General features: G+C 65.7%; 24 protein-coding genes and 1 pseudogene. 15 read left to right on the top strand and 10 right to left on the bottom strand.

Features of this window, described 5'->3' with window-relative positions; genetic code table 11:
- Positions 1 to 71 precede the first annotated feature (71 nt).
- Positions 72 to 497: a YqaA family protein gene (locus tag NFI08_RS06465; RefSeq protein WP_045993931.1), complete on the bottom strand. Its 426-nt coding sequence runs from the start codon at positions 495 to 497 to the stop codon at positions 72 to 74.
- Between the two features lie 74 nt (positions 498 to 571).
- On the opposite strand from NFI08_RS06465, the gene thiD reads away from it, so the two are divergent.
- The 5 genes from thiD to NFI08_RS06440 all read left to right on the top strand — a co-directional run bounded on the left by thiD (position 572) and on the right by NFI08_RS06440 (position 5,267).
- Positions 572 to 1,402: a bifunctional hydroxymethylpyrimidine kinase/phosphomethylpyrimidine kinase gene (gene thiD, locus NFI08_RS06460; protein WP_287163596.1), complete on the top strand. Its 831-nt coding sequence runs from the start codon at positions 572 to 574 to the stop codon at positions 1,400 to 1,402.
- A 181-nt stretch (positions 1,403 to 1,583) separates the two neighbouring features.
- Positions 1,584 to 2,429 (top strand): universal stress protein, encoded by an 846-nt coding sequence (locus NFI08_RS06455; RefSeq protein WP_045993929.1) that lies wholly within the window; start codon positions 1,584 to 1,586, stop codon positions 2,427 to 2,429.
- Positions 2,430 to 2,515: 86 nt separating this feature from the next.
- Complete coding sequence (locus NFI08_RS06450; protein ID WP_052704448.1) at positions 2,516 to 3,127, top strand: chalcone isomerase family protein; 612 nt, start codon at positions 2,516 to 2,518, stop codon at positions 3,125 to 3,127.
- A 90-nt stretch (positions 3,128 to 3,217) separates the two neighbouring features.
- The gene (gene dtd, locus NFI08_RS06445; RefSeq protein WP_045993928.1) at positions 3,218 to 3,655 is read left to right on the top strand and encodes a D-aminoacyl-tRNA deacylase; all 438 of its coding nucleotides are present in this window, start codon (positions 3,218 to 3,220) and stop codon (positions 3,653 to 3,655) included.
- A gap of 199 nt (positions 3,656 to 3,854) precedes the next feature.
- Positions 3,855 to 5,267, top strand: a complete 1,413-nt coding sequence (locus NFI08_RS06440; protein ID WP_349588113.1) for a uracil-xanthine permease family protein — start codon at positions 3,855 to 3,857, stop codon at positions 5,265 to 5,267.
- Positions 5,268 to 5,340: 73 nt separating this feature from the next.
- On the opposite strand, the gene NFI08_RS06435 is transcribed toward NFI08_RS06440, so the two are convergent.
- Positions 5,341 to 7,287 carry an ATP-binding cassette domain-containing protein gene (locus tag NFI08_RS06435; RefSeq protein ID WP_045993927.1) on the bottom strand — a complete coding sequence of 649 codons (1,947 nt, stop codon included), beginning with the start codon at positions 7,285 to 7,287 and terminating at the stop codon, positions 5,341 to 5,343.
- Between the two features lie 71 nt (positions 7,288 to 7,358).
- Between NFI08_RS06435 and NFI08_RS06430 the strand changes: the two genes are divergently transcribed.
- The 7 genes from NFI08_RS06430 to NFI08_RS06400 all read left to right on the top strand — a co-directional run bounded on the left by NFI08_RS06430 (position 7,359) and on the right by NFI08_RS06400 (position 13,607).
- Complete coding sequence (locus NFI08_RS06430; RefSeq protein ID WP_045993926.1) at positions 7,359 to 7,886, top strand: TIGR02444 family protein; 528 nt, start codon at positions 7,359 to 7,361, stop codon at positions 7,884 to 7,886.
- A 158-nt stretch (positions 7,887 to 8,044) separates the two neighbouring features.
- Positions 8,045 to 9,067 carry a TRAP transporter substrate-binding protein gene (locus tag NFI08_RS06425; RefSeq protein WP_045993925.1) on the top strand — a complete coding sequence of 341 codons (1,023 nt, stop codon included), beginning with the start codon at positions 8,045 to 8,047 and terminating at the stop codon, positions 9,065 to 9,067.
- Between the two features lie 217 nt (positions 9,068 to 9,284).
- Positions 9,285 to 9,863: a TRAP transporter small permease gene (locus tag NFI08_RS06420; RefSeq protein ID WP_045993924.1), complete on the top strand. Its 579-nt coding sequence runs from the start codon at positions 9,285 to 9,287 to the stop codon at positions 9,861 to 9,863.
- Positions 9,864 to 9,897: 34 nt separating this feature from the next.
- Positions 9,898 to 11,181 (top strand): TRAP transporter large permease, encoded by a 1,284-nt coding sequence (locus NFI08_RS06415; protein WP_045993923.1) that lies wholly within the window; start codon positions 9,898 to 9,900, stop codon positions 11,179 to 11,181.
- 45 nt (positions 11,182 to 11,226) lie between these two features.
- The gene (locus NFI08_RS06410; protein ID WP_045993922.1) at positions 11,227 to 11,670 is read left to right on the top strand and encodes a universal stress protein; all 444 of its coding nucleotides are present in this window, start codon (positions 11,227 to 11,229) and stop codon (positions 11,668 to 11,670) included.
- 169 nt (positions 11,671 to 11,839) lie between these two features.
- Positions 11,840 to 12,556, top strand: a complete 717-nt coding sequence (bamJ, locus tag NFI08_RS06405) for a BamJ family beta-barrel-assembly machinery protein (protein WP_045993921.1) — start codon at positions 11,840 to 11,842, stop codon at positions 12,554 to 12,556.
- Positions 12,557 to 12,560: 4 nt separating this feature from the next.
- Complete coding sequence (locus tag NFI08_RS06400) at positions 12,561 to 13,607, top strand: alpha/beta hydrolase family protein (protein WP_045993920.1); 1,047 nt, start codon at positions 12,561 to 12,563, stop codon at positions 13,605 to 13,607.
- 109 nt (positions 13,608 to 13,716) lie between these two features.
- Here the strand turns inward: NFI08_RS06400 and NFI08_RS06395 are convergent, their stop codons facing one another.
- Together NFI08_RS06395 and NFI08_RS06390 are read right to left on the bottom strand one after the other, a co-directional pair.
- Positions 13,717 to 14,343, bottom strand: a complete 627-nt coding sequence (locus NFI08_RS06395) for an SCO family protein (protein WP_045993919.1) — start codon at positions 14,341 to 14,343, stop codon at positions 13,717 to 13,719.
- The gene (locus NFI08_RS06390) at positions 14,340 to 14,861 is read right to left on the bottom strand and encodes a hypothetical protein (RefSeq protein WP_045993918.1); all 522 of its coding nucleotides are present in this window, start codon (positions 14,859 to 14,861) and stop codon (positions 14,340 to 14,342) included. The genes NFI08_RS06395 and NFI08_RS06390 overlap by 4 nt, the downstream gene beginning before the upstream one ends.
- Before the next feature lie 157 nt (positions 14,862 to 15,018).
- Between NFI08_RS06390 and NFI08_RS06385 the strand changes: the two genes are divergently transcribed.
- Positions 15,019 to 15,930 (top strand): AEC family transporter, encoded by a 912-nt coding sequence (locus tag NFI08_RS06385; protein ID WP_045993917.1) that lies wholly within the window; start codon positions 15,019 to 15,021, stop codon positions 15,928 to 15,930.
- A 643-nt stretch (positions 15,931 to 16,573) separates the two neighbouring features.
- Here the strand turns inward: NFI08_RS06385 and NFI08_RS06380 are convergent.
- A complete protein-coding gene (locus NFI08_RS06380; RefSeq protein WP_045993916.1) occupies positions 16,574 to 17,503 on the bottom strand; it encodes a LysR family transcriptional regulator in 930 nt (309 codons plus the stop codon).
- Between the two features lie 168 nt (positions 17,504 to 17,671).
- On the opposite strand from NFI08_RS06380, the pseudogene NFI08_RS06375 reads away from it, so the two are divergent.
- Positions 17,672 to 18,619 (top strand): annotated as a pseudogene (locus NFI08_RS06375) (DMT family transporter); the annotation flags it as partial.
- A gap of 58 nt (positions 18,620 to 18,677) precedes the next feature.
- Here NFI08_RS06375 and trmB read toward each other — a convergent pair.
- The 3 genes from trmB to thiS all read right to left on the bottom strand — a co-directional run bounded on the left by trmB (position 18,678) and on the right by thiS (position 20,591).
- Complete coding sequence (gene trmB / locus NFI08_RS06370) at positions 18,678 to 19,424, bottom strand: tRNA (guanosine(46)-N7)-methyltransferase TrmB (protein ID WP_045993958.1); 747 nt, start codon at positions 19,422 to 19,424, stop codon at positions 18,678 to 18,680.
- A gap of 85 nt (positions 19,425 to 19,509) precedes the next feature.
- Positions 19,510 to 20,304, bottom strand: coding sequence for a thiazole synthase (locus tag NFI08_RS06365; RefSeq protein ID WP_045993915.1), 795 nt, complete (start codon positions 20,302 to 20,304; stop codon positions 19,510 to 19,512).
- Positions 20,305 to 20,390: 86 nt separating this feature from the next.
- Positions 20,391 to 20,591 (bottom strand): sulfur carrier protein ThiS, encoded by a 201-nt coding sequence (thiS, locus tag NFI08_RS06360; RefSeq protein WP_181248714.1) that lies wholly within the window; start codon positions 20,589 to 20,591, stop codon positions 20,391 to 20,393.
- A 106-nt stretch (positions 20,592 to 20,697) separates the two neighbouring features.
- Here thiS and NFI08_RS06355 point away from each other — a divergent pair, with 106 nt between their 5' ends.
- Complete coding sequence (locus NFI08_RS06355; protein WP_349588102.1) at positions 20,698 to 21,090, top strand: DUF423 domain-containing protein; 393 nt, start codon at positions 20,698 to 20,700, stop codon at positions 21,088 to 21,090.
- Positions 21,091 to 21,099: 9 nt separating this feature from the next.
- Here NFI08_RS06355 and NFI08_RS06350 read toward each other — a convergent pair whose 3' ends face one another.
- Both NFI08_RS06350 and NFI08_RS06345 read right to left on the bottom strand, forming a co-directional pair.
- Positions 21,100 to 21,513, bottom strand: a complete 414-nt coding sequence (locus tag NFI08_RS06350; protein ID WP_045993913.1) for a PaaI family thioesterase — start codon at positions 21,511 to 21,513, stop codon at positions 21,100 to 21,102.
- A 200-nt stretch (positions 21,514 to 21,713) separates the two neighbouring features.
- Positions 21,714 to 23,900, bottom strand: a complete 2,187-nt coding sequence (locus NFI08_RS06345; RefSeq protein WP_349588100.1) for a malate synthase G — start codon at positions 23,898 to 23,900, stop codon at positions 21,714 to 21,716.
- Positions 23,901 to 24,200: the final 300 nt, after the last annotated feature.

The raw sequence follows: 24,200 nt of genomic DNA, 5'->3' as shown, positions 1-24,200 counted from the left end.
GTTTTCGGGGCACGGGCGGACATCGTGTCGACTCTCGAGCCTTGCTCAAAGCGCTCGCTCTCGAGCAGTGATCAGCCGCAGCTGAAATAGCGTTCGGCAAACCACAGCAGCACCGCGTAGCGCCCGCCCTTGCTGACGACGATCCACAGCGTGGCACGCCACCACGGCAGCCGGGCGATTCCCGCGAGTACCGTCAGCGGATCCCCCACCACCGGCAGCCAGGCCAGCAGCAGACTCGCTTCTCCGCCCTTGCGATACCAGCGCTGGGCTCGTGCCAGTCCCGCCCGGGAGGCGGGAAACCAGCGCCGATCCACATACTGGGTGGCGTAGCGGCCCAGGGCGACATTGACCAGACTGCCCAGGGTATTGCCCAGGGTGGCAACCAGCCACAGCGCCAGCGGCGCTTCGCCCCGGCACCACAGCCCGGCCAGCCATAGCTCGGACCCTCCGGGCAGCAGGGTGGCGCTGGCAAACGCCATGACAAACAGACTCAGCATGATGCGCTCGACATTGGCTCTCTCAGCGCCGCCTCTTGTATTCTGTGTCTTCTGCTGACTTTCGGGTGTCTTTCATGTCCCACACCGTATCCATCCCTCACACGCTGACCATCGCCGGCTCCGATCCTTCTGGCGGCGCCGGCCTCCAGGGCGACCTCAAGACGCTGTCGGCCCTGGGCACCTATGCCACCAACGTCATCACCGCGGTGATCGCGCAGAATACCTGTGGGGTACGCGAGGTGCACCCGGTGGCTGCAGAGAGCATCCGGGTGCAGCTCGATCACCTGCTCGACGACGTGCGCATCGACGCGGTGAAGATCGGCATGGTCGCCAGCCGCGAGGTCGCCGAGACCCTGCGTGAAGCGCTCGAGGCCAGGCGTCCCCGCTGGATCGTGCTCGACCCGGTGATGGTGGCCAAGAGCGGCGACATCCTGGTCGATGAGGCCGGCATCAGCGCGGTACGCGATGTGCTGGTGCCGCTGGCCGACGTGATCACCCCCAACCTGCCCGAGGCGGCGGTGCTGCTGGGGGTCGAGCCGCCCACCAGCGCCGATGCCATGGAGGCGATGCTGCCGGCGCTCAAGCAACTGTCCGCCCCCTATGTGCTGCTCAAGGGTGGCCATCTCGATGGTGACAGCTGTCCCGACCTGCTGGCCTCGCCCGGTGGCGATCGCTGGCTGCCGGCGCCGCGCATCGATACCCAGAACCTGCATGGTACCGGTTGTGCCCTGTCCTCGGCGATCGCCGCCAAGCTGGCCCATCTGCCCCAGGACGCCGACGAGGCGCAGGTCATCGACGCCATCGGCGACGCCAAGCGCTGGCTGCACCAGGCGCTCGACGCCAGCCGGCGGCTGTCGGTGGGCAAGGGGCGCGGCCCGGTGCATCACTTCCACGCCTGGTGGTAGCGGCAGGAGCAGCGGCGGGCGATGGCTGGCCGTGAAAGCCACGCCACGCCGAGTCTGATCTGATCCGAGCGCAGGACGGCGCTATCGTGCACTGACAGGGACTGACGACACCGTCGCTTGCGCGAATCGGCACGTCCGCCCATGCTGAAGGTTCACCCACTGGCGTCGTGAGGGCAGAGCCATGACTCGCACCCTGCTGTTTGCCTGTGACCTGTCGGCAGAAAACCGTTCCGCCTTCGGCCGCGCCATCCGCCTGGCCAACGAGATGGGCGCCCGTCTCGATGTACTGCACGTGCTGGATCCCTATCTGCCGCACCGGGTGCTGCGCGACCTGGAAGGTGCGGTAGTAGATGACATCCACGCCATCGCCACCGACCTGCGCGAGGACTACGCACTGGCCGAACCGCCGCTGCTGGTGCAGACGGTGACCGGCGCCCCCTACGCCGAGATCATCCGTGAGGCCCATGATCGCAACGCCGAGATGATCATCCTCGGCACCCATCGCAAGCGCGGACACCCTGATCTGATCGGCGGCACCACCCTGGCCCGGGTGCTGTTGAGCGCCCCCTGTCCGGTGCTGACCGTCAGCCAGCCCCCCGCAGAGCCGTGGAACGACATTCTGGTCCCGGTGGACTTCTCCCTGACCTGCCGTCGCACCCTGCGCGAGACCCTGCGACACTTTCCGGAATCCCGCCTCGAGCTGCTCCACGCCTGGGACGTGCCGGGCGAGCGCGAACTCGGCTCCGATACCGACTTTGCTCAGTGGCGCGATCGTGAGGTCATCCGACTTAGACAGCAGCTCGAACAGGAGATCGACCACCTGATGGCGGAATTCGATCGGGTGCCGGAACTGGAACTGGTGCTGGAACAGGGCGACCCCCTGGACGTGTTGATCGCCCATCTGCGCCGTCAGCCTCCCGATCTGCTGGCACTGGGCAACCGCAGTCAGGCGGGCCGACGCAGTCAGATCACCAAGCGTCTTCTGGCGGAGCCCCGTTGCGACATCATGCTGTGCCGCGCCTGGTAGTCACGGGAAGAACGCTCTACAAAAACTGTACATAAGTCATATCTCGCGCCATGATGTGTACAATATCATGTCACGGGAGTTTCATCATGCCTTCGCGACAACCCCGACAGCACCCGCTGGTTCGGCTGCTTGCCGCCGTCAGCCTGATCACCTGTCTGACCCTGACCATGGCCGCGCCCCCCGAGGCCAACGCCCAGACGTCGACGCAGCAGGTCAGCGTCAAGAGCGCGAGCTTTGCCACCCAGATCGACGACGGCCGACGCTACGAGATGATCGGCCACGGGCTCTTCACCTATCTGGTGTGGGACGCCTACGCCGGCGCCTACTACCAGGCCGCGGGGTACCCCCGCCCCGCTCCCGAGTCCGACGTCCCGCGCCGGCTGGTGCTGCACTACTTCCATGCCATCGAGGCCGATGACTTCGCCAGCACCACCCTCGAGACCGTACGCGAGCAGGTCGGTGCCGTGGACTTTCCGTCGATTCGCCGCCCGCTGACCGCGCTGGTCGACAGCTATCGCTCGGTCGCGCCGGGCGACCGCTATTCGCTGACCTGGGATGGCGAGAGCCTGATCCTGGCGCTCAATGGTGCCCCGCTGTACCGCTCCAACGACAAGGCGCTTGCCAACGCCATGTTCGCCATCTGGCTCGGTGAAGATCCCCTGGACCGCGACTTCCGCGACGCTCTGCTGGGGCGCTGACGCCGGCGCCTCCCTGGCCAGGCAGGCCCGTGCTAGGCTAGCGGGCCCTGCTGTGTGCAATCCCCCACCTGTTGCCAGAGGAAGCCCTGCATGAAAGCTCTGATCCAACGTGTCCGCCGTGCCAGTGTCGAGGTCGAAGATCGCACCGTCGGCGCCATCGACCACGGCCTGCTGGCCCTGGTCGGGGTGGAAAAAGGCGATGACGAGGCCTCGGCCGACCGCCTGTTGCACAAGCTGCTGCACTATCGCGTGTTCGCCGATGACCAGGACAAGATGAATCTCAATGTGCAGCAGGCCGGCGGTGGCCTCTTGCTGGTATCCCAGTTCACCCTGGCCGCGGATACCCGCAAGGGGCTGCGCCCCAGCTTCTCCAGCGCGGCGCCGCCGGCCGAAGGCGATCGTCTGTTTCACTACCTGCTCGACCAGGCCCGCCAGCGCCATGCGCCGGTGGCCAGCGGCGAGTTCGGCGCCAATATGCAGGTGGCATTGATAAACGACGGGCCGGTGACCTTTCTGCTCGAAAGCTGACACCGACAGCCGAGAGCCGAGCGCCAATAGGCAGCGAACGCGGCGACCTGCCACCTTTCTGATCTTCGTAAGCCCGATCGCAACGCGATGTCGGCGGGGCGGTAAACCAGGCTCTCTCGTCTAATCCCGTCTCACCTTGATGTTTATGGAAACATTTACCACAATCACCTGTATACAAAAACAACCGGTGATCGTATCCATGAGCAACGCCCGCTACCCCGCCAGCGTCTCGGTCTTCGACTTCCACGGCCGGCCACCACTGAGCCGTGCCCTGCCACTGTCGCTGCAACACATCCTCGCCATGATCATGGGTACCATCACGGTGCCGATCATCGTCTCCGGTGCCATCGGCGCCTCCACCGCCGAAACCCTGCTGCTGATCCAGATCTCGCTGGTGGCCTCGGCGCTGTCGACGCTGATCCAGCTGTTCGGCGTCTGGCGCTTCGGTGCCCGCCTGCCGACCATCTTCGGTGTCGGCTTTGCCTACGTGCCCACCCTGACCGCCGTGGGCGCCCAGTATGGCCTCGGCGGCATCCTCGGCGCCCAGTTGATCGGCGGCACGGCGATGCTGCTGGTCGGGTTCGGTATACGCCCGCTGCGTCACCTGTTTCCGCCGGTGGTGGCGGGGGTGGTGGTGCTGGTGATCGGCCTGTCGCTCTACGACATCGCCATCCACTACATGGCCGGGGGCAAGGGCAGCGCTGACTACGGTGGCGGCAGGCAGTGGCTGGTGGCACTGGTCACTCTGGCCGTGGTGCTGGCGATTTCCCAGTTCGGGCGGGGCTTCATCAAGCTCGCCGCGATCATCTGCGGCATCGTGGTGGGCTACGCGCTGGCACTCGCGCTGGGCATGGTGGACTTCACTGCGGTGCATCAGGCTGCCTGGTTCAGTGCGCCGCGCCCGCTCCCCGTGACGCTCGAATTCGCGCCGGTGGCGATCCTGTCCATGGTGATCATCTGCGTGGTCAATTCGGTGCAGACCATCGGTGATCTATCCGCTACCACCATCGGTGGCATGAATCGCGAGCTGGGCCATCGGGAGCTGTCCGGGGGCTTGCTGGGCAACGGCCTGTGCACTCTGGTCGGTGCCCTGTTCGCGGCTCTGCCGACGGCGTCGTTCAGCCAGAACGTCGGTATCGTCGCCATGACCAAGGTCATCAGTCGTTCGGTGCTGGCACTGGCGGCGCTGTTTCTGCTGGCGGCGGGACTGATGCCGAAGTTCGGCGCGCTGATGACCACCATTCCCTATCCGGTGCTCGGTGGCGCCACCATCACGGTGTTCGGCATGATCACCATGACCGGTATCCAGCTGCTGACCCGCGACGAGCTGTCCGGGCGCAACATGACCATCGCCAGCCTGGCGCTGGCGCTGGGCCTCGGGCTCGCCGCGGCGCCGCAGGCCATCGCCGCGCTGCCGGACACGATCGAGATGGCGATCGGTGGATCACCCGTGGTGGTGGCGGCGCTCACCGCCGTGCTGCTCAATCTGCTGCTGCCTCACAAGAGCCTGGCCGATGAGCAGGCCGAGCGCGAGCGGCTGGCCGCGCGCATGGAAGCCAGCGACACGGCTCCCGCAAGCGTGCCCGCCTCACCCCGGTGCGACTCGCAATAGCCGTTCGCCACGCCCACTCGCCCCGGCTATCGGGCGACCCGACGACCCGAGGCGCTATCGAACCGAGCGTGGCTCAGCCCGACAGCGCCTCGTTCATTTCCTCGAGCGCCTCTTCGGCGGCGAGCCAGTCGGCCTCCAGCTCCTCGAGGCGCGCCTTGAGCTCGCCCTGGCGCGCCAGACAGTCGGTCAGTTCCTGCTTGCGCGCCGCATCGGTGTAGAGCTCGGCGTCGCCGAGCTGCGCTTCCACCTCGCCGAGTTCAGCCTGGACCTTCTCCATGGCCTTTTCGGCCTTGTCCCGCTCGCGCTTCAAGGGCCTGAGCTTCTCGCGCAGCTCGGCGGCGGCACGGCGCGAGGCCTTGCGATCCTCCCGCGGGGCGGCCTGGCCAGCCTCGGCCCTGTCGGCCTTGTCTTCCCTGGCCGCGCGACGATCACTTTCCAGGCGTGACTTGAGCCAGGCCCGGTAATCCTCCAGGTCGCCATCGAAGGGTTCGACCCGATGGTCGGCGACCTTCCAGAACTCGTCGACGGTGGCCTTGAGCAGGTGGCGGTCGTGGGATACCACGATCACCGTCCCTTCGAACGACGCCAACGCCTCGGTCAGCGCCTCGCGCATCTCCAGGTCCAGGTGGTTGGTCGGCTCGTCGAGCAGCAGCAGGTTGGGCTTCTGCCAGGCAATCAGGGCCAGCGCCAGGCGTGCCTTCTCGCCGCCGGAGAACAGCTCGACCCGGGCAAACACGTCGTCTCCCGGAAAGCCGAAGCCACCCAGGAAGGTGCGGATATCGCTGTCGGCGGCCTGGGGCGACAGGCGCTGCACGTGGGTGAAGGGGGTCGCCTTGAGATCGAGCCCTTCGAGCTGGTGCTGGGCGAAGTAGCCCACCGCCAGGTGCTCGCCGGGCACCCGACGGCCAGAGAGCAACGGCAGATCGCCGGTCAGCGACTTGATCAGGGTCGACTTGCCCGCGCCATTGGGACCGAGCAGACCGATGCGCTGTCCCGGCAGCAGAGTCAGCTTCACGTCGGACAGCTGGGTGCGCTCGCTGCCGTCCTCGCGACGATAGCCCAGGCTGGCGTCATCGATCACCAGCAGCGGATGAGACGTCTTGTCCGCCGCCGGCAGGGTAAAGTGAAAGGGGGAATCGACATGGGCCAGGGCGATGTCGCCCATGCGCTCGAGCATCTTCAGTCGGCTCTGGGCCTGGCGCGCCTTGGTCGCCTTGTAGCGAAAGCGGGCGACAAACTTCTCGATTTCCTCGCGACGCGCCTGCTGCTTCTCGGCCTGGGCCTGCTGCAGCGCCAGCTTCTCGGCCCGGGTCCGCTCGAAGGTGGTGTAGTTGCCCCGATAGAGCACCAGGCTGCGACGATCGAAGTGCACGATGTGGTCACACACCGCATCGAGAAAGTCGCGGTCGTGGGAGATCAGCAACAGGGTGCCGGGATAGCGCGTCAGCCACTGCTCTAGCCACAGCAGGGCGTCCAGGTCCAGGTGGTTGGTCGGCTCGTCGAGCAGCAGCACGTCGGAGGGCATGAACAGGGTACGCGCCAGGTTGGCTCGCATGCGCCAACCGCCGGAGAACGCCGACAGCGGCTTGTCCAGATCGTGCTGGGCGAAGCCCAGCCCGACCAGCAGCTGGGCTGCGCGGGCTGGCGCGCTGTAGCCGTCCAGCGCCTCGATGGCGCCGTGAAGTTCGGCCTCACGGTGGTGGTCACCGTCGGCCTGGGCAGAGGCGAGGGCAGCCTCGGTACGCCTTAGTTCCGCATCCCCGTCGAGCACGTACTCGATGATGGGGCGAGACAGCGCCTCGACTTCCTGCGCCATATGGGCAATGCGCTGGCCGCCACTCATCTCGACCGCGCCCTTGTCGGCGCCGATCTCGCCGAGGATCAGGCCAAACAGACTGGACTTGCCGGCGCCATTGGGGCCCACGATACCGGCCTTGTGGCCGGCGTGCAGGGTCAGGTCGGCACCCTCGAACAACGGCTCGGCGCCGCGTTGCAGGGTTACTTGGCGCAGTGCAATCATCACGGCTCCATCGGGATGAGCCCGCCGGGCCGGGCACCCGCGAGCTTCTCTAATAAAAGAAGGATATCGTCTTGGACCCCGATTCTACCGAATTCACCGCTCGCCTGCGCCCTCGCCTGGCGACTTCGCCGCTATGGGACTTCGCCCTGGCAATCTATGCCCGGCCAGGCGTCGAGCAAGCCTGCCTGACGCTGCAGGATGAGCACGGCTGGGACGTGTGTGAACTGTTGTGGCGATGCTGGCTGTATCAACAGGGCGCCCAGGCAGGTGCACTGCCGTCAGAGGTCGCCGCCTGGCAGCGCGAGGTCACCCAACCGCTGCGCCGACTGCGCAGGGATCTGAAGTCCCAGGCGCAAGCCGACCCGCAGGTGGCGAGCGTTCGCTCGCGGATCAAGCAAGCGGAGCTCGAAGCCGAGCAACAATGCCTGCAGATGCTCATGAAAATTAGCCTGAACGAACTGGCTTTCTCGCCGATACCCGCCAGACTCCAAGGTCTAGAAAATGTGCTGCTTTCTAGCCAACAACGGCAGAAAAAAACGCAACTTATGGCCATAAGAAGCGTGGAAAGCCAGCTTGACCCTCTTCCGGCAGCGCGCTAGCCTGACGTTAACTGCATGAGAATTCCTGCATTTTTTGCATGATCGATCTTGTTCGCGCCAATAGCACAAGGTCCGAGATTCCGAAGCGAGACACGAAGCAATACAACAGGCGAACGCGATCCGCCCATAGCTCCAACACCTGCAGAGGAACCACAAGAATGAAGGCAACACAGCTGCTGACCACCGCCAGCATCGGCGCCCTGATGCTGGGTCTTTCCTCCACCGCCATGGCCGACAACTGGCGCTACGCCCACGAAGAGTACGAGGGCGATGTCCAGGACGTCTTTGCCCAGGCGTTCAAGCAGTACGTCGAGGAGAATTCCGACCATTCCGTCCAGGTCTACCGCTTCGGCGAACTGGGCGAATCCGACGACATCATGGAGCAGACCCAGAACGGCATCCTGCAGTTCGTCAACCAGTCTCCCGGCTTCACCGGCGCGCTGATTCCCGAAGCCCAGATCTTCTTCATTCCCTACCTGCTGCCCACCGACGAAGAAACCGTGCTGAAGTTCTTCGACGAGAGCAAGGCGATCAACGAGATGTTCCCCGAGCTCTACGCCGAGCACGGGCTGAAGTTGCTGCAGATGTACCCGGAAGGGGAAATGGTGGTCACCGCCGACGAGCCGATTACCTCGCCGGAGGACTTCGACAACAAGAAGATCCGCACCATGACCAACCCGCTGCTGGCGGAGACCTACGACGCCTTCGGCGCGACCCCCACGCCGCTGCCCTGGGGCGAGGTCTACGGCGGTCTGCAGACCGGTATCATCGACGGTCAGGAAAACCCGATCTTCTGGATCGAGTCCGGCGGTCTGTACGAGGTCTCCCCGAACCTGACCTTCACCGGCCACGGCTGGTTCACCACCGCCATGATGGCCAACCAGGACTTCTATGACGGCCTGTCCGACGAGGACAAGCAACTCGTCCAGGACGCCACCGACTCCGCCTACGACACCACCATCGAGCACATCCAGGGCCTCGCCGAAGAAGCACTCGGCAAGATCCAGGAAGCGTCTGACGAGGTCACCGTGACTCGCCTGGACGACGAACAGATCCAGGCCTTCAAGGATCGCGCTCCGCAGGTCGAGGAGAAGTTCATCGAGATGACCGGTGAAGGCGGTCAGGAACTGCTCGACCAGTTCAAGGCTGACCTGGAAGCGGTTCAGTCCGGCGAGGAGTAATCCTCGTCTGAGCCATCGCTCCCGAAAGGGGCAGCCCTACCCGGCTGCCCCTTTTGTGTTTCCAGAGCCCTGAATAGCGACCCGACAGTCGCCGCCACGCCAGGCGCGCTGCGTGCATCCAGCGTTGACCAGATGGCTGCGAACCGCGACCCAGAGGGCGTACGCTGCGATACAGGTACGTGCGTTTCTCCCGGAATTCCCGACCAAGGATCCCATCATGACCGAAGAAGAATCCGAACAGCACTACCACTCGGGGTTGCCTGGTTTTCTGGGCACCATCGATACGTGGATCAGCAAGCTGGAAGCCATCATTCTTGCAGTGGGTGTGCTGCTGATGGCGGCCAATACCATCGCCAACGTCGTTGGCCGCTTCGTGCTCGGCGAGAGCATCTTCTTCAGCGGCGAGATCAACCGCATTCTGATCATAATGATCACCTTTGCCGGTATCGGCTATGCGGCGCGCCACGGGCGCCATATTCGCATGTCGGCGATCTACGATGCCCTGCCGGTGGGTGGCCGCAAGGCATTGATGATCTTCATCTCCCTGTTTACCTCTCTGGTGATGTTCTTCCTGCTGTACTACTCGGTGATCTACATCGTCGACCTGTATGACAAGGGGCGCATTCTGCCCGCCCTTGGCATCCCGATCTTCTGGATCTACCTGTGGGTACCGTTGGGCTTTCTGATCACCGGTATCCAGTACCTGCTCACCGCCATCAAGAACCTGACCTCCCGCGACGTCTACCTGTCGACCGGCGTGCTGGATGGCTACAAGGATACGGAGACCGAAGTATGAGTGACGCGACGGCGGCAGCAGGAGGACAGCCCCAATGACAACCATAATGGTCACCACCATGATCGCCCTGCTGTTGCTGGGCTTCCCCATGATGATCCCGCTGATCACCGCGGCGGTCATCGGTTTCTTCATGATGTTCAACGGCCTGGACCAGATGGACACGCTGATCCAGCAGATGATGGCGGGCATCCGGCCGGCCTCGCTGATCGCCGTGCCGATGTTCATCCTCGCCGCCGACATCATGACCCGCGGCCAGTCGGCAGAGCGCCTGATCAACATGGTCATGGCCTTCATCGGCCACGTGAAGGGCGGCCTGGCGGTATCCACCGCGGCATCCTGCACCCTGTTCGGCGCCGTGTCCGGCTCGACCCAGGCCACCGTGGTGGCGGTGGGCTCGCCGCTACGCCCGCGCATGCTCAAGGCCGGCTACTCCGACTCCTTCACCCTGGCGTTGATCATCAACTCGAGTGACATCGCCTTTCTGATCCCGCCCAGCATCGGCATGATCATCTATGGCGTGATCTCGGGCACCTCCATCGGCGAGCTGTTCATCGCCGGCATCGGGCCAGGCCTGCTGATCCTGCTGATGTTCTCCATCTACTGCGTGCTCTACGCGGTGATCCGCGACGTCCCCACCGAGCCCAAGGCGTCCTGGAGCGAGCGTCTCTCCGCGGTGCGTCAGGCGCTGTGGCCGCTGGGCTTCCCGGTGATCATCGTCGGCGGCATCTACGGCGGCATCTTCAGCCCCACCGAGGCCGCCGCGGCCTGCGTGCTCTACGCGGTGCTGCTGGAGTTCGTGGTGTTCCGATCGCTGAAGATGAACGACATCTACGCCATCGCCAAGTCCACCGGCCTGATCACCGCGGTGGTGTTCATCCTGGTCGCCGTGGGCAACGGCTTCTCGTGGATCATCTCCTTCGCCCAGATTCCGCAGGCCATGCTCGAGGCGGCCGGGATCAACGAAGCGGGTCCCACGGGTGTGCTGATCGCCATCTGCATCGCCTTCTTCGTCGCCTGCATGTTCGTCGACCCGATCGTGGTCATCCTGGTGCTGACGCCGATCTTCGCGCCGGCCATCGAGGCCACCGGACTCGACCCGGTGCTGGTGGGTATCCTGATCACCCTGCAAGTGGCCATCGGCTCGGCGACGCCACCCTTCGGCTGCGACATCTTCACCGCCATCGCGATCTTCAAGCGGCCCTATCTGGACGTGATCAAGGGCACACCTCCGTTCGTGTTCCTGCTGATCCTGGCCGCGGCCCTGCTGATCATGTTCCCGCAGATTGCGTTGTTCCTGCGCGACGTCGCCTTCCGCTAGGCGGCGTCTATCGGATGCGCGGAGACCAAGCTTGAGGAGAGACCGATGTTCAATCGAATCCTGGTGGCGGTGGACGGCTCCAAGGGCGCCCTCAAGGCGCTGGAGAAGGCCGTGGGGCTGCAGTACCTGACCGGCGCCGAGCTCTACATCCTGTGCGTGTTCAAGCACCACAGTCTGCTCGAGGCCTCCCTGTCGATGGTTCGCCCGGACAAGCTGGACCTGCCCGACGATGCCCTCAAGGAGTACGCCTCGGAGATCGCCGTGCACGCCAAGAACCACGCGGTGGAACTGGGGGTGCCGCTGGAAAAGGTGCGCGCCTTCGTCAAGGGAGGCCGCCCCTCGCGCACCATCGTGCGCTTCGCTCGCAAGCGCGAGTGCGACCTGATCGTGATCGGCGCCCAGGGCACCAACGGCGACGCCAGCCTGATCCTGGGCAGTGTCGCCCAACGGGTGTCGGGGTCGGCGCAGTGTCCGACCCTGGTGGTCTAGCGCCACACTCATCACGGCTAGCACAGACGCAGCCGCAACCACAGGCCCGGGTCATGCCCGGGCCTGCCTCGTAGGGGGTAACGCGCGGCGGGTGCGGAACCCTTTTGCCCCTGTTACAGTCACAACAACGACATTCACACTACGGCCAACGCGCCAGCCAAGGATTTCCATGAAGACACTGCTGACTTCCGCCTCCCTGATCGCCCTGCTGGGCGCCGCTCCCATGGCCTTCTCCGCCCCCGAGAGCGACCAGGAAAAGCTTAGCTACAGCCTGGGTGTGACCCTGGGCCAGAGCATCAAGCAAGACGTGGAAGACCTCGACACGGATGCCTTCAGCGAGGCGATCAAGGACGTGTTCGCCGACGACGGCCTCGACATGACCGACGAGGAGATTGCCGCCGCCCTGACCAAGTTCCAGGAAGAGGCCATGGCCAAGCGCGCTGAAGAACAGCAGCAACGTGCCGAAGAGATGGCCCAGCAGGCGGACGCCAACAAGCAGGAAGGCGAGGCCTACATGGCCGAGAACGCCGACAAGGACGGCGTTACCACTACCGACTCCGGGCTGCAGTACAAGGAGCTCGAGGAAGGTGACGGCGCCTCCCCCGAGGCCGGCGACACCGTGCAGGTCAACTACGAAGGCAAGCTGATCGACGGCACCGTGTTCGACAGCTCCTACGAGCGCGGCGAGCCGGTATCCTTCCAGGTGGGCCAGGTCATCGAGGGCTGGCAGGAAGCCCTGAAGATGATGAACGTGGGCGACACCTGGGAAGTCGTGATTCCGCCGGAGCTGGGCTACGGCGCGCGTGGCCAGGGCCCCATCGGCCCCAACGAGACCCTGATCTTCAAGGTCGAGCTGCTTGACGTGAACCCCAGCGACGAAGGCTGAGTCGATGACTCACCTTAGTCGTGCCAACGCCAGCCTCCTCGCGGGGCTGGCGTTTTTCGTGCTGGCACCTCAGGCCACGGCCGACTCCCCCGACGCCCTGCCCGCGCTGGGTCTCTCGAAGGACCGTCTGGCCACCATCGGTGTCTCGTCCGGCGGCTACATGGCCGCGCAGCTGGCGGTGGCCTGGCCCGAGCGCTTCGATGCACTCGGGCTGGTCGCCGCCGGCCCCTGGGGCTGTGCCCGGGGCGAGCTGGGAGTGGCGCTGGGTCAGTGCATGTTCACTCGCCTTGGCGACCCCGACCTGGCGGAGATCGACAGCCGCCTTGCGGACTACCGCGAGCTCGATCGCGCGGGTAGCGCTGAATCGCTCGACGACCTCAAGGTGTATCTCTGGCACGGTGAGGACGATGGCACCATCGATCCCGACGTCGGACACGCCGCCGCTCGACAATGGCGTGACTGGCTCGCCGACGATGATCAACTGAAGACGGTGTTTCAGGACGGTGCGGGGCACGGCTGGCCGGCGCTGGACGCCGCTGGCGAGGCGGGCCTGGCCGACTGCGAAGAGGGCGGTGCGCCCTTCCTGCTCGACTGCGGCCTGGACCTGGCCGGCGAGGCGCTGGGCTGGTGGTGGGACGATCTGGCGCCTGCCGGCGAGGCCGACGACCAGCGCCTGCTGGCCTTCGACCAGAGCGAGTTCGACGCCAAGGGACTCGCCGACACCGGCTTTGTCTATCTGCCGAAGCAGTGCGAGAGCGGCGACTGCGCACTGGTGGTGGCGCTGCATGGCTGCCAGATGGGCGTGGACGACGATGAAAGCGCAGCGACGCCATTCACCCGGGCAAGCGGCCTGAACCGTTACGCCGAGAGCAACGACCTGGTGGTGCTCTACCCCCAGGCCGAGGCAAGCCTGGCCAATCCCAAGGGATGCTGGGACTGGTGGGGGTTCAGCGAGAGCACGTGGCAGCGCGACCCTTTGCACGACAGCCGGGACGGCCGTCAGGTCAGCGCCCTGATGCAAATGGTCGATAGACTGCAGGAAGCGCCCTGAGGCGTGGCAAGGGATTTGCCAAGCGCGTGGGCAGGTTGAGCGCCCTCGACAGGCTACAGCAGGCGCCCTGAGGCGCCTGCTTGGCTAGAGGCCTAGGCTTGGCAGGAAGTTAGTTCAACGCCCGATCCAGCGCCGCCGAGAGCGGCCCCGGGGTCGGCGCATGCAATACCCGTTCGATGATTTCGCCGCTGGCGTCCACCAGATAGAGCGAGGCCGAGTGATCCACCAGATACTCCACGGCGGATTCCGGCGTCTCGACCTTGCGCCAGACGACGCCGTAGCGCTCGCCGATATCGGCAAGCTCGGCCTGGCTACCGGTGGCGCCGATGAAGTCGTCGCCGAAGGCCTCAAGGTACTCCGACAACCGCTCCAGGGTGTCACGCTCGGGGTCCACCGAAATCATCAACGGCACCACCCGCCGACGCTGCTCTTCGGGCAGTGCCTGGCGCGCCTGGCGCACCACCGCCAGGCTCATGGGGCAGACGTCGGGACACCAGGTGTAGCCGAAGAAGATCACCGCCAGCTGGTCATCATCGAGATCACTCAGCGCAAAATCGCCCACGGTCGACGCCAGGCGTATCTCACCAGCGACCAGCCCGTCCTGCTCGACGGGCTGCCAGGGCTTGAAGGTCCACAACAGGGCCGCCGCCAGCATCACCACCGCCGCCAGGACCAGCCCCAGGGTCCGTCGATCGAAGCCGTGTCGTCGTTGCTGCTGTCGTTGCCGTCGGGTCATGGCAGGCTTCGCTCCACGTCCAGATCGAAGGTACTTCCGAGACGCCCACGCGGCGCATCGAAGCTGACCCGGGCACGCCAGGTCATGCGCTCACGGGTGCAGATGCCGAGCTGTCCCACCCCCTGAAAGCGGCCCGGTTCGCCGCCTTGCACGGCGTCGAGGTGGAAGCGATGCTCGCCCATGTCCATGCCGACCCCTTCGAACACCACCCGTACGTTCTGCGCTTCCACGCCGTCGATGCGTACTTCGAGGGGCAACGACTCCAGCGGGCGAATGTCACCCTCCACCGGGATCGCCAGGGTCAGCCGCTCATCCTCCTCGAGGCCGACGCCGCAGGGCCCCTGGTGCAGATCGCAGCCGGGCGCGGCCGGATACCAGGTCGTCTCCTGGTGATCGCCAAGCTCGTAGCGCAGCAGGTACCATAGGGCGATCAGCAAGGTGACCACGGTCACCGTGATCAGCAGGCGAAGCCGAGGACGACGGGCGCCGCGCGAGGCTGGGGACTGGCGCGAATGCATGTCGGAGGGCTGCCTCCAAAGGGAATGGGCGTAGGGTAAGCTTATCAGCAAAACTCCGACGCCCCCTGCGCGACAATGTCGCAGCCGTCAACGCGCGCTTACTCACGCTCGACGGCGCACTATTCTGCCACCGGCCTCGCCCGGACAAGGAACGTACATGGCCTCCATCACTGCGGCCCTGGGCCCGCTTTTTCTGCTTATCCTGCTTGGCGCCGTGCTGGGTGTCGGACGCATCCCAGGCGGGGACTTCTGGGCGCGCATGGAGCGCCTGATCTACTTTCTGCTGTTTCCCGCCATGCTGGTGGCGACCCTGGCCAGGGCGGACATCAGCCAGGTACCGGTGGCCAGGCTCGCCCTGGTGCTGCTGGGCACCATGCTGGTGCTCTCCGCCCTGCTGTGGTGGCTCAAGCCCCGTTTGAATCTCGACGCCGCCGCCTTTACCTCTGTCTTCCAGGGCGCGGTGCGCTTCAACACCTATGTCGGCGTCGCCGGCGCCGCTGCGCTGCACGGTCCCCAGGGCGCCACGGTGGCAGCGGTGGCCCTGGCGCTGATGATTCCCACGGTCAATGTGCTGTGCGTGCTGACCTTTATCGCCGCGGGCACCCTCGGCCGCTCGGGTCTATGGCGCTCACTGCTCGCCCTGGCCCAGAACCCGCTGATCCTCGCCTGCCTGATCGGCATCGGGCTCAATCTCTCGGGGATCGGCCTGCCAGGCTGGTCGGCAGGAACCCTGGAGCTGCTGGGACGAGCGGCGCTGCCGCTGGGGCTGGTGGCCGTAGGGGTGGCACTGCGACCCCAGGCCCTGCTGAGGCGCGATCTTGGCCTGTGGGTCTCGAGCCTGGTCAAGCTGGTGCTGATGCCGGCGCTGGTGCTGATGCTGGCGTGGTTGCTGGGCCTCGACCCTGTCAGCCAGGATGTGGCGCTGCTGTACGCCGCCCTGCCCACCGCCACCTCCGCCTATATTCTGGCACGCCAGCTGGGTGGTGACGCTGAGCTGATGGCCGGACTGATAACCGCCCAGACCCTGGCGGCGATGATCAGCCTGCCGCTGTGGATGCAGCTGACCTGAGGGGCCAGGCGAGGCTTTATTAAAAAAGATTCTCGTTTGTGTTGACGAAACAAATGAGAATGATTTACGCTGAGGTTGTCGGCGTTGATGAGTCGCCGGCGCCAGATACCAGACATTGCCAGTCGCTATCTGGTTTCTCCTCCTCATTGCTAGTCACGGTCCTTTCGCCGCTTCCCTCTGGAAGCGGCTTTTTCATGGCCGCTTGGTTCGGTCCCGCGGCCAGCGCTCCTTCGCCTCGTTGCCCACGACGTCCTGCCACCGCTTGATTCCGCCATCCCGAGCCTCCGCCCGGTTTCGCCTGCTGTCTTGGCGCCGCCCCTCGCATGCGTTCCCCTTGGCAGAAAGCCAGCGAGTGTGAGCGGACACACCGCCTTAATAAAAAATATTCTCGTTACGCTTGACGAAGAAAATGAGAATGATTTACGCTGAGGTTGTCGGCGTTGATGAGCCGCCGACACCAGATACCAGACATTGCCAGTCGCTATCTGGTTTCTCCTCCTCATTGCTAGTCACGGTCCTTTCACCGCTCCCCCGGGAGCGGTTTTCTTTTTTCTGGCCATCGACGCTTCTGTTCAGCCTCGCCCCCAAGGCCTTGGCTCCTGTTCGTCGCACCGCTCCCTGCGTCTCACCGCTCTCGTTCATCTCACCCCAGTGCCAGCGGCCTGGCCTCGCGACTATTCGCAGCCCAGGGGCCTGCACCGCTCAGACGCTGGCGCAAGAGCCCCGCCAGGGCTTCCACCGCCGGCCATGAGGCTGCGGCGATGCGCCGGCTGAAGTACAGGCAGGCGTCACTGGTACCCAGGTGGGGCAGGCCCTCGGCCTCATCCAGCACGCGCATGCGCGGCGTCAGCCGCTGGCGATCGAGGATGCTCACGGCCAGGCCGACTTCCACGGCCTTTTCCACCGCATGGATGCTGGTACTGGTGAAGACCGCGTACCAGTCGCGCCCCTGACTCTCCAGGGCCTCGACCCCGAGCGAGCGGAATGGGCAGTCCAGCGGATGGAGCGCCAGCGGTAACGGCGCCTCGTCGGCGACGCGAAACTCACGGGACGCCGCCCACACCGGCGAGGTCTGCCACAGCGTTTCGCCATTGGTCAGCTGATGCGGACGGTCCAGCGCCACCGCCAGCGACAGCTCACCGCGCTCCAGGCGCCGGGCCAGCTCTCCGCTGGGCGCCGTGACCGCCTCCAGCAGCACATTGGGGTGGCTGGCCAGAAAGTCAGGCAGCACCTGCTCGACCAGATGCGGGGCGTAGCCCTCCGGCATGCCGAAGCGCACCCGCCCGCTGAGTCCCTGTCCGGTCAGTCGCGCCACCAGGCCGTCGTGCTGGCGCAGCAGCTCACGCGCCTCCTGCAGCAAGGCCTCGCCGGCCGGCGACGGCGACACTCCGCGCGGCCCACGGATCAGCAGGCGCGCATCGAGACGCTGCTCGAGGCGCTTGATCTGCATGCTCAAGGCACTGACGGTGCGGTGTCGCAACTCCGCCGCCGCCGCCAGACTGCCCTGCTGGGCCACCGTCACAAAGCTGCGCAGCGCCTCCAGATCCAGCGCCGCTCCCGTGTTCTCGGTCATCGTTACTCCCCCTATGGCGCCAGACCACCCTACCCGAAGACTTCAATATTATTGAAGTCAGCGTGAAAAACGTTTCGCTACTCGAAAGGCTAGCACCACGGCAGACTGCTCATCCAGCGCTTCGTCTATCCAGCGCTGCCGTCATCCACCCGTGCTCAAGGAGGCCCCATGCAGACGCTGCTACCCCGCCTGATCCCCCTGCTCCACCAGCTTCCCCGGCAACTGGGCAAGCACTCGGGTGCCCTGATCGTCGCCACGGGCTTCGTGGTCTGCTGGAGCAGCGGTTTCGTCGGCAGTCGCATGGCGGTGGACCTGGACGTGCCGGTGATGGGGCTCTATGCCTGGCGCTTTGCCCTGGCGACCCTGCTGGCCTGGATGCTGGTCGTCTGTCGTCTGGGCCATCCGGGGCATCGCCCGAGCTGGCGCCAGGCAGGCCACGAGCTGCTGACCGGTGGTCTGACGGTGGGCGTCTACCTGCTGACGATGCTGGTGGCGGTGGCCGAAGGTGTGAGCGCCTCGGTGGCGGCGCTGATCGGCGCGCTGCAGCCGCTGGCGGCGGCGCTACTGGCACGGCACCTGCTCAAGGAGCGCAGCGACAGCGCGCAATGGTGGGGCATGGGGGTAGCGACGCTCGGCGCCATGGCGATGATCGCTGGCGACATGCGCAGCGTCGGCGGCGCCCCCTGGTGGGCCTACCTGCTGCCGCTGGTCGCAGTCGCCGCGGTATCGATCGGCAGCATCCTGACGCCGCCGGCGACCGCCAGGCCCGGCGAGGAGAATGGCGGTGTGGTGCCGCTGTCACTGATCACCCGCCTGGCGCTGCAGCTGAGCGCGGCAACGCTGGTGTTCATGCTGGCGGCGGTGATGCTCGAACCAGGCCTGCCGGCGCTGCCTCCGGCGACGCTGGACGCCTGGCTGACCATTGGCTGGCTGGTGGTGCTGGCCACCTTCGGTGGCTACGGCTTCTTCGTGGCGTGCCTGGGGCGCTTCGGGGTGACCCCGACCTCGGCGCTGATCGCGCTGACCCCGGCGGTGACGCTGTTGATGACGCTTTCGCTGTTCGGCGAGCGCCCGGATGGGCTGGGCCTGGCGGGACTGGTGCTGTCGCTGGGTGGCGCCCTGTGGGCGCTGGCGGCCGGGCGACGCGGCCAGGGCCGCGCCGCCGATGCCGGCGTCAGTCGACGCGGCGGAAGATCAGGTCCCAGACACCGTGACCGAGCCGTTCGCCCCGCGCCTCGAACTTGGTCAGCGGACGAAAGTCGGGACGCGGCACATAGGGCGCCGTCTCCGGGGTCGCGGTATTGAGGTAGCCCGGGGCTGCCTCCATCACCTCGGCCATCCATTCGGCGTAGGCTTCCCAGTCGGTGGCCATGTGCAGGGTTCCACCGCTGGCCAGGCGAGTCCGCACCAGCTCGACGAACGCCGGCTGGACGATGCGCCGCTTGTGATGCTTCTTCTTCGGCCAGGGGTCGGGGAAGAACAGCTGCAGGGTGGTCAGACTGCCCTCGGGCAGGCACTGCTCCAGCACCGCCAGGGCATCCTCGCGGTAGACCCGCAGGTTGGTCAGCCCACGCTTGTCGGCTTCGTCGAGCAACTTGCCGACGCCCGGGGCGTGTACCTCGATTCCGATGAAGTCGGTGTCCGGATGGGTCTCGGCCTGCTCGATCAGCGACGCTCCCATGCCGAAGCCGATCTCGACCACCCTGGGCGCCTGGCGGCCGAACAGCGCATCGAGGTCCTGGCGCCCCTGGGCGAGGGTCAGTCCCAGCCGCGGCCAGACTTCCTCAAGCCCACGGGTCTGCGCCTGGGTCATGCGCCCGGCCCGCAGCACATAGCTCTTGATACCACGGCGATGCAGCGGTGCGTCCGGTCCTTCCGGGCCGGTGGTCTTGCCCTCGTCGGGGCGATCTTGGTCGGTCATGATGATGTCTGGGGGCGTGGTGAAAGTGTCAGGGCGAGAAAGCTGAGCAGGAGCGGCAGGCCGGGCCATGCCGCTCCTGCCGGCTTCAGGCGTTGATGCGGCCGGCGAACGGCGATGATGCCTCGGCGCCGCGACGCGGCATGCGACCGGCGAGAAACGCCTGGCGTCCCGCCTGCACGGCATGCTTCATGGCCTCGGCCATCAGCACCGGCTGGCGCGCGTGGGCGATGGCGGAGTTCATCAGCACGCCGTCACAGCCGAGTTCCATGGCCAGGGCTGCCTCGGAGGCGGTGCCGATGCCGGCATCGATCAGCACCGGGACCTTGGCCTGCTCGATGATCAGGCGCACATTGTGCGGATTCTGGATGCCGTGGCCGGAGCCGATCAGCGAGCCCAACGGCATCACCGCGCAGCAGCCGATGGCCTCGAGTTCCCTGGCGACGATGGGGTCGTCACTGGTGTAGACCATCACGTCGAAGCCATCGGCGACCAGCGTCTCGGCGGCCTTGAGGGTCTCCACCACATTGGGATAGAGGGTGTTGTCGTCCCCCAGCACCTCGAGCTTGACCAGCTTGTGGCCGTCGAGCAGTTCCCGCGCCAGCCGACAGGTGCGCACGGCATCCTTGGCGTTGTAGCAACCGGCGGTATTGGGCAGCAGGGTATAGCGCTCCGGCGGCACCACGTCGAGCAGGTTGGGCTCACCGGCCTCCTGCCCCAGGTTGGTGCGACGCACCGCGAAGGTCACGACATCGGCGCCACTGGCGGCGATCGCCTCGCCGGTCTCGTCGAAGTCCTTGTACTTGCCGGTGCCCACCAAGAGACGCGAGGAAAAGGCGTGGTCGGCGACCCGCAGCGGGCTGTCCTGAAAGATGTCGGTCATGCTCAAGTCCTTCTCACGAAACGGAACCAGGCCGCCTTCGAGCGGCACCTCTATAGTCGTCGGTATCTGCTGGCGGGTGGTTCGCCTCAGCCGCCGCCGATGGCATGGACGATCTCGATGCGATCGCCATCCGCCAGGCGGGTCTCGCCGTGCTGGCTGCGCGGCAGGATGTCCTCGTTGAGCTCGACGGCGATGCGGCGCCCGCCCAGACCCAGGGCGTCGATCAACTCCGCCACGGTCTGCTCGCGGTCGAGGGCGTGGGGCTCACCATTTAGCTGAATCTGCATGGCCACCTCATTATCAAGATGTCGCGGGGGCAACATTGTAGCGGCTCGGGCCGCCGCGGGGTACGGTTGAGGGCAGATTCCTCTCTCTCGTCGTCAAGGAGCCTCGATGCCGGATCGTCACTGGTGGATTACCCTCGCCCTGTCAGGAGCCCTGATGGTGGCGCTCGGCGCCTTCGCCGCCCATGGTCTCGACGGACGCCTGCCCGAGCGTCTGACCGCCGCCTTTACCACCGGGGTGCGCTACCAGGCCTGGCACACCCTGGCAGGCCTGGCGCTGCTGGCCTGGCGCGCCCAGCAGCCGCTGGCCGCCCAGCTAACGGCATTGAGGCTGTGGTCGGCCGGTATCCTGCTGTTCTCGGGTTCGCTGTACGCCATGGCCCTGGCCGGGCTCTACGGCGTCGGGCTCGGCCCACTGGGGCTGATCACACCGCTCGGCGGCGTGCTGTTGCTGCTTGGCTGGCTGGCGCTGGCCTGGGGACTATGGCGAGCCCGCGCATGAGATAGCCTCTCAGTCGTTATCGGGCAGTACGTAGGTGGCGGTCACGTGCGCCACCGGCGCCTCGTCTCCGTCGGAAAAAAGCTCCACCTCACCCACCGCCAGGCGGCGTCCCAGCTTGATCAAGCGGGCGTTGGCGATCAGATCGCGATCACCCCGGGCACGCCGTAGAAAGTGGCAGTTGAGGTTGCTAGTGACCGCCATGGGCTCCGGTCCGATCTGGGCCAGGATGGCCACGTACAGGCAGACGTCCGCCAGTCCCATCATGGTCGGGCCGGAGACGCTGGCGCCGGGCCGCAAGTGTTCATCCTCGATGGCCAGGCTCATGGTGGCCCGCATCTCCGAGACGGCTTCAATGGTGCCCATGCGCTGGGGAAAGACGTCGTCCAGAAAATCCTCGATGGCGGCGGCGGTCATCACGGTCATGGTTCTCTCCCTGAAGGCAATCCGGCTCGTGATAGCTTCACCATAACTCAAGCCCGGATACGACGCCTCAACGCCCTCGCTGCTGTGCGCTTTCCCCTCGACACAACGACACACCCCCGGGGAGGCCCGGGGGTGTGTCCAGGGAAACGCCGCCTGGATCGCGGCGTTAGCTTGGCGTACTCGGTGGCGTCCCGAGTGTGTTACTTCGCCTTGTGGACCTGACGCCAGTGGTGCAGCAGCGGCTCGGTGTAGCCGGCCGGCTGCTCACGCCCCTTGAAGATCAGGTCGCTGGCCGCCTGGAAGGCGGTGGACTTGTCGAAGTCAGGGCTCATCGGGGTGTAGGCCGGGTCGCCTTCGTTCTGACCGTCCACCACCTTGGCCATGCGCTTGAGCGTCTCTTCCACACGCGCCGCGTCGACTACGCCGTGGTACAGCCAGTTGGCGATGTGCTGGCTGGAGATCCGCAGGGTAGCGCGGTCCTCCATCAGGCCCACGTTGTGGATGTCAGGCACCTTGGAGGCGCCGACGCCCTGCTCGACCCAGCGCACTACGTAGCCGAGGATGCCCTGACAGTTGTTGTCGAGCTCCTGCTGGATCTCGTCGTCGCTCCAGTCGGCGGAAGCGACCACCGGCACGGTCAGCAGCGCCTTGAGCAGATCATCGCGCTGCTCGCTTTCGTCCAGCTCCTCGAGTTCGCGCTGGACCTGGGCCACGTCGACCTGGTGGTAGTGCAGGGCATGCAGCGCTGCAGCGGTGGGAGACGGCACCCAGGCGGTGTTGGCGCCCGACTTGGGATGGCCGATCTTCTGCTCGATCATCGCCGCCATCAGGTCCGGCATGGCCCACATGCCCTTGCCGATCTGGGCGCGTCCGCGCAGGCCACAGGCCAGTCCGACCAGCACGTTGCTGCGCTCGTAGGCCTGAATCCAGTCGGCACCCTTCATGTCGCCCTTGCGCAGCATGGGGCCCGCCTCCATGGCGGTGTGCATCTCGTCACCGGTGCGATCGAGGAAGCCGGTGTTGATGAACACCACCCGGCTGGTGGCCTCGTTGATGCAGGCCTTGAGGTTGACCGAGGTGCGGCGCTCCTCGTCCATGATGCCCATCTTGAGGGTATTGCGGGCCATGCCCAGCAGGTCTTCGACACGCCCGAACAGGGTGTTGGCGAAGGCCACTTCCTTGGGACCGTGCATCTTCGGCTTGACGATATAGACGGAGCCGGTGCGCGAGTTGCGCGGCTGATCGTCACCCTTGTTGAGGTCATGCAGGGCGATCAGCGACGTCATGATGGCGTCGAGAATGCCCTCGGGCATTTCGTTGCCGTCGGCGTCGAGCACTGCCGGGTTGGTCATCAGGTGACCCACGTTGCGCACGAACAGTAGCGAGCGTCCCGGCAGGGTCAGCTCGGAACCATCCGGCGTGACGTAGTCGCGATCCGGATTCAGGCGACGGGTGAAGGAACTGCCGCCCTTGGCCACCTCGGCGGTGAGGTCACCCTTCATCAGGCCCAGCCAGCTGGCGTAGACGCCCACCTTGTCCTCGGCATCCACCGCCGCCACGGAGTCTTCGCAGTCCATGATGGAGGTCAGCGCGGCTTCCACCACCACGTCCTTGACGTGGGCCGGGTCGGTCTTGCCGATGGGGTGGCTGTCATCGACCTGGATTTCCAGATGCAGGCCATGGTGGGACAGCAGCACGGCACTCGGCGCGGAGGCGTCGCCCTGGTAGCCCACCAGCTTGCCCGGCTCCTTCAGGCCGGTCTCGCGGCCGCCGTCCAGAGACACCACCAGGTGGCCATCGCGCAGGAAGTACTTGACCGCGTCACGGTGGGAGCCGGTCGCCAGCGGTGCCGCCTGGTCCAGCACATTGCGGGCGTAAGCCACGACCTTCTCGCCGCGCTTGGGGTTGAAGCTCGAGCCCTTCTCGCAGCCATCCTCTTCGCTGATCACGTCGGTGCCATACAGCGCGTCGTAGAGGCTACCCCAACGCGCGTTGGCGGCGTTCAGCGAGTAGCGTGCGTTGTTCACCGGCACCACCAGCTGGGGGCCCGCCTGGGAAGCGATCTCGCGATCCACGTTTTCGGTGGTCACCTCGACCTTGGCCGGCGAATCGACCAGATAGCCGATTTCCTTGAGGAAGGCCTGGTAAGCGGCCATGTCGTTGACCGGCCCCGGGTGCTCACTGTGCCAGGCCGAGAGTTTCTGCTGCAGCGCGTCGCGCTCGGCCAGCAGGGCCTGGTTGGTCGGCGTCAGGTCGTGGAAGATGGCATCGACGCCCTTCCAGAAGGCATCGGCATCGATCCCCGTGCCAGGCAGCGCCTGTTCGGTGATGAACTGGTCCAGCTCGGCGGCCACCTGCAGGCGATGGCGAGAAATGCGTTGCGTCATTGGGTCTAGCTCCTCGTTGGGCCTTGGGTGCCCCCCTGGCACCTTCCAGCCGGACAGGGGAAAAGGTGACTGCTCCAGAATGATTTTGTGGAAAATCATTCCATTTGTAAACCGAAAACCCCGCTCTACCGCTCAAGGCTAGACCAAATGATGAGCTGTCGAGGGCCTTGTCGATTGGGAAACAGTGGTGCCGAACTCGATGGGTCGCTAGCATGGAACAGGCAAGGAAGCCCAGACAGGAAGGTGTTGACGTGTGCTGGCGACTCCCTCATCTGACGCCGAAGGCCATACCTCCATGGC

This window comes from Halomonas sp. EF61 (genome assembly GCF_040147045.1).
Taxonomy (GTDB): Bacteria; Pseudomonadota; Gammaproteobacteria; order Pseudomonadales; family Halomonadaceae; genus Halomonas; species Halomonas litopenaei.
The sequence above is the reverse complement of the archived record's forward strand: the minus strand, read 5'-3'. Positions and strand labels throughout refer to the sequence as shown.